Annotated in this window: 5 protein-coding genes; all 5 read right to left on the bottom strand. The window is 32.1% G+C overall.

What is annotated here, in order from left to right; all coding sequences use genetic code 11:
• Positions 1–293 precede the first annotated feature (293 nt).
• Positions 294–500 carry a toxin-antitoxin system, antitoxin component gene (locus JWG41_RS13925; protein WP_135658394.1) on the bottom strand — a complete coding sequence of 69 codons (207 nt, stop codon included), beginning with the start codon at positions 498–500 and terminating at the stop codon, positions 294–296.
• A 2-nt stretch (positions 501–502) separates the two neighbouring features.
• Positions 503–799, bottom strand: a complete 297-nt coding sequence (locus tag JWG41_RS13920; protein WP_205270536.1) for a BrnT family toxin — start codon at positions 797–799, stop codon at positions 503–505.
• A gap of 271 nt (positions 800–1,070) precedes the next feature.
• The gene (locus JWG41_RS13915; protein ID WP_205270535.1) at positions 1,071–1,697 is read right to left on the bottom strand and encodes a hypothetical protein; all 627 of its coding nucleotides are present in this window, start codon (positions 1,695–1,697) and stop codon (positions 1,071–1,073) included.
• A gap of 295 nt (positions 1,698–1,992) precedes the next feature.
• Complete coding sequence (locus tag JWG41_RS13910) at positions 1,993–2,916, bottom strand: hypothetical protein (protein WP_205270534.1); 924 nt, start codon at positions 2,914–2,916, stop codon at positions 1,993–1,995.
• A gap of 779 nt (positions 2,917–3,695) precedes the next feature.
• Entirely contained in the window at positions 3,696–4,268 is a 573-nt protein-coding gene (locus JWG41_RS13905; RefSeq protein WP_205270533.1) for a hypothetical protein, read from the bottom strand.
• Between the last annotated feature and the right edge of the window lie 208 nt (positions 4,269–4,476).

Raw genomic sequence — 4,476 nt, 5'->3', positions numbered from 1 at the left:
GACGTTAGGGACTGGCACGGAGTTTGCGGATGCAAACGAGTGACAGAAGGGAAATGTGGCGCAGCCCAAGCGAGGCCGCAAGTGCCGAAGCGCAGCGTTTCCATGCTGTTAGTCGCAGTAGGTTATTTTATAATTATATTTATTATTTGTACTAAGTTTTTTTATAGTTAAATAATTGTAGAAGAGAGTCGGATTTAAAAAATTTGATCAGCTAATATTGAAAATCAGAGAATCCAGTTTCATCTTGATAAATACTAGATAAATTAATCGAACTGAAAATTAGAAACTAAAAGTTATGCAGAAAGTTCTTTTTGTAGTTCAACTTCCTTTTTTAATACTTTATTTATAATTGAATTTATATCTTTACCTTTCGAAATAGCTATTTTCGAAAAATATTCTTCAATATCGTTATCTAGATAAATTGGTAGGTGGATATCCTGTTTATCTTTAATGTAAAAAATTCCTTTTTTGCCTTTTGAAAAGTCGTAATTTTTTTTCATAACTATTCTTTACCTAGTCTTTGGAGATATTCATTCTCCTCAGTTCTATTCGCCTGTCTTGCAGAAATTATTCTTAATTTTTCCTCTGATTTATTAGATTTGTCTACAAAAACAACAACTACAACGGTAAAATTTTCAACTTTTCCGATGACTAGCCACCTATCCTCATTTTCAGAATGTTTTTCATCTTGTATGTATATAGCATCTTTATCTAGAAATACTTCAGAGGCTTGATTGAATGAAATATTATGTTTTCTTAGATTTGAGGCGTTTTTCTTATGATCCCATTCAAATAGCATATATTTATTAAATAGAAGCTTTTTAAGTAGGTAAATTGCAATTTCTTTTCTTTTTTCTTAAATCTATTATTTAGAATTAATTTTTAACCTATTGCGACTAACGAACTAGCCTTAACGACGTAGGCTGACCCTGAGTCCCGAACGGGACGTTAGGGACTGGAACGACACTTGCGACTGCAAGGGGAGTGCCAGAAGCCTATGTGTCGCAGACCGAGCGAGGCCTTGTGCCGATGCGAAGCGTTAAGGCGCTGTTATGCGCAGTTTTTCAACTTTATAATTCTTTAATTGAATCGCAAATGGATTTTCCAAAGGTAGCGCCAAAATTGAAATGATCTTTTAATTCATTCTTATTTAAATTAAATGGTTCTTCGTATCTAGTCTCTAAAACATTATAATGAATAAGAGGATTTGATCTAGAGTAAAAGTATAGTTCAAAATTTTGATTGTATTTTTTATTTGAATCTGAATGATCTAGCGTTTTTTTAGTATCCAATGATATTAAATGAATATCGATTCTTTTCGGATTTTCTTTTAAAAAATTATTTGTAAGAGTTTTCTTATCTGTTGTTATATAATTTAGAAATTGAAAGAATCCTGTGTAGACAGAAACATTTTTATTTACTATGTTGCAATTTTTAAGTTGTTCAACAATTCCAGCTTCTAAATGATAGCTAGTACTTCTGTTTTTATTGCTGGTAGGAAGCTGGAAATCGAAATGAATTACAATTTCATCAAACTGTATTTTGATATTATTTTTTTTAATTACACTCGAGATTTCAAAATTATGTCTAGTGCTCTTACAATTTAAAGTAATAAAAGAGAGAAAAAATATAAAAAGAAAATTTATTCTTTTAATAATATATAAGAAATTACGAGAGTATACTATCGGTTTTTGCATTTTTTATTAATTGTTTTTGATCTAATAAACAAATTTTAGATTAATCTTCGATGAAAGCTATCTATGAAAAATTCACTTCTTTAATTTACGGAATTATTGAATGAAGTAGAAAAATTGCGCATAACGAACTAGCGGAGACGACGTTCCTCGTAGCTGAGCCTACGGAGTAGGCGTTAGCGTCGGCGCGTCTTCTTGCAGAGCGAGAAGCGTGACGGAGAGGAATGTGCCACAGGCCAAGCGAGGGCTCGTCCCGAAGCGAAGCGTTTCCGCGCTGTTAAGCGTAGGGCTGCATAAATCATTGATTATATTCTTTAGTAATTGTCGGAATTTCAGAAACATTTGATTTTCCTATAAAAATCCCTTCTAAATTTGCGAAAAAAATTATTCCTTCTGAATGAGTTATAAGTGGATAATTTTCTAAACCATCTTTTGTAGTTAAAAAATTTTTCAAATATTTTACTAATCCTTTATAAAGAGTAATTCTTCCTAGAACATCCTCAAGTTCGTCAGTTGTAACTACAACTAACGGATATGTCTTATTTTTTGAATATACTCCCAAGGTGGACAAATGGATTATATCTGAATCCAGGAAATCACCTTTTGATTTCATTCGTATTGATTTATCTAGTCTTTCTAATTTTCCGGAAGATTCTTTTTTTAACCTTACCCATTGGCCATCCCAATCATTCTGTGCTAATCTAAATTTACTAACATCATATGGAACATAGATATTTCTTAATATATCCATTGATAGTCTGATGAAAACATCCTTTCTTCTTTCAATTGGGAAAGGATAGTTGTTAATAAAATCGGCAGTTAAATGGTAAGCAAGATTCGAAATTTGAAATTCAAAGTGAATATATTCTTTAAAACGGTTATAGTATTTCTTTGCATCTTCGATTACATATTTTTCAATATTTTCTACTCTTGACTTTATTGATTTAGGAGAAAAGCATTCTTGTTTAATATAGAATTGGTATGCATCTGATATTATTTGTTCAATTTCTTCGTTAATTCGATGTTCGGGGAAGTTTTTTGGAATAATCGGCGGATGTTTAGATTTCAAGCCTAAATATTCTAATACGCAAAACGGTGTGAAATAAAGTGAATTTAAATCTGGAAAATTACATTTTTGTATAGATTCCTCAAAGTTTCTTAGGAATTCCTTTTTCTTTAATAATTTATTAAAAATATTTGTATCAAGTAAATAAGGAGTCATTTTGCAGCCTTTCGCTTAACGAAGTAGGCTTCCCGAAGTTTCCCGCCCTGAGCCTCTTTAGAGGCGTTAGGATTAGCGGGAAATTTGCCGTAGGCCGAGCAAGGGCGTAAGTCCCGCAGCGAAGCGAGAAGCCGCTGTTAATTGCAGTTTCTGAAATTAAAGAAGAGATTTTAGCAGAAAGGAAAGAATTGAACTAATCAAATTTCTTCTTCTTCGGTTATTGTTCTTTTCTTAAATTTCTTATTCTTTCCTTTCTTAATACCGTAAATCTTGTTTTCCGCTTAAAATTCCAAATAAAGCATTCTTAAATGTATTTAATTACACAACCGAATTCGTTATAGCATGATTAGTCAGAAAGACAATGTTGATGATAAAAGTTTTCGTCGGTTTCTTCGTGTTTTTCTTGTAGCTTTGTATTTTGTCTTTCTCTTCTGACTTTCTTTTGTTCTTAAAGCATTTGATTCAGCGGAAAAAACGAAATATTATTTCTTCCACTTAATTTTTCGGAAATTGCAATTAACGAACTAGTGGAGACGACGTTTCCCGACCCTGAGTCCCGAACGGGACGTTAGGGACTGGCACGGAGTTTGCGGATGCAAACGAGTGACAGAAGGGAAATGTGGCGCAGCCCAAGCGAGGCCTTGTGCCGAAGCGAAGCGTTTCCATGCTGTTATACGCCGTATCAAAACTTATAGAAATTTCTTAGAATTCTAGTGATAAAGAGTAAGTATAGTCTTTGAAAAAGGAAATTTGTGTAATTTTGCTTGGCATGTAGTTATTTATGTTCTTTTTTTGAATATTTTTTCATTTTCCTGAATCAATTTACAAATTTCTTTTCCTAGATTTAAACCGGATTCGATACCTGGATCATGATAATTGTTCGTTCGATAAATAGGTGCAAATGATCTAATCATATTAAACTTAATTCGAAATAGTATATCATTTCTATGTTCAGAATACGCAATTAATTCTGCATCGGTTATTTCTTCGTTTTTATCCTCAAAACTATCAATCATCAAATTCAAATCTATTTTCTTTTCATTTATAGGAAGTTCTTCATCAGATTTATATTGTAGAAATTTATATTTGAAAAGATGGATGCTTAGTTTACTGTGAGCTAATTTGCAATTTTCCAATTCAGATGAAATTCCTTTCATCCCTCTATTGTAACCATTTCTTCTCAGGAAGCCGTCACCAAAGATTACATAAATATTTGAATTTTCCTCAAATTTTTTATCTATCTTTACTTGGAGTATAGAATTAAACTTATACTGATAACATGAAAGAAAACTGCTTATGAAAATAGATAATGAAAGAAGATGGATTGATAAAATCAGAATTTTTTTTGTCATAAATAACTACAGCTTACAATCACGAGGAAAATTATTTTAGATAGGATAATTCAGTGTTTATTTCCTATTTTATGATTATTTTTGGAATTTGAGTAATTCTTCTTCTTTAATTTTGACTTTTTGATATGGCGTATAACGAACTAGGCTTCCCGAAGTTTCCCGCCCTGAGCCTCTGTAGGAGGCGTTAGGAATAGCGGGAAATTTGCCG

The sequence above is a fragment of the Leptospira chreensis genome (genome assembly GCF_016919165.1).
Taxonomy (GTDB): Bacteria; Spirochaetota; Leptospiria; order Leptospirales; family Leptospiraceae; genus Leptospira_A; species Leptospira_A chreensis.
The sequence above is the reverse complement of the archived record's forward strand: the minus strand, read 5'-3'. Positions and strand labels throughout refer to the sequence as shown.

Bases quoted from the DNA above. Each gene is read 5' to 3' on its own strand.
- JWG41_RS13925 (WP_135658394.1), bottom strand. From the start codon at position 500: ATGAAAAAAAATTACGACTTTTCAAAAGGCAAAAAAGGAATTTTTTAC.
- JWG41_RS13920 (WP_205270536.1), bottom strand. From the start codon at position 799: ATGCTATTTGAATGGGATCATAAGAAAAACGCCTCAAATCTAAGAAAA.
- JWG41_RS13915 (WP_205270535.1), bottom strand. From the start codon at position 1,697: ATGCAAAAACCGATAGTATACTCTCGTAATTTCTTATATATTATTAAA.
- JWG41_RS13910 (WP_205270534.1), bottom strand. From the start codon at position 2,916: ATGACTCCTTATTTACTTGATACAAATATTTTTAATAAATTATTAAAG.
- JWG41_RS13905 (WP_205270533.1), bottom strand. From the start codon at position 4,268: ATGACAAAAAAAATTCTGATTTTATCAATCCATCTTCTTTCATTATCT.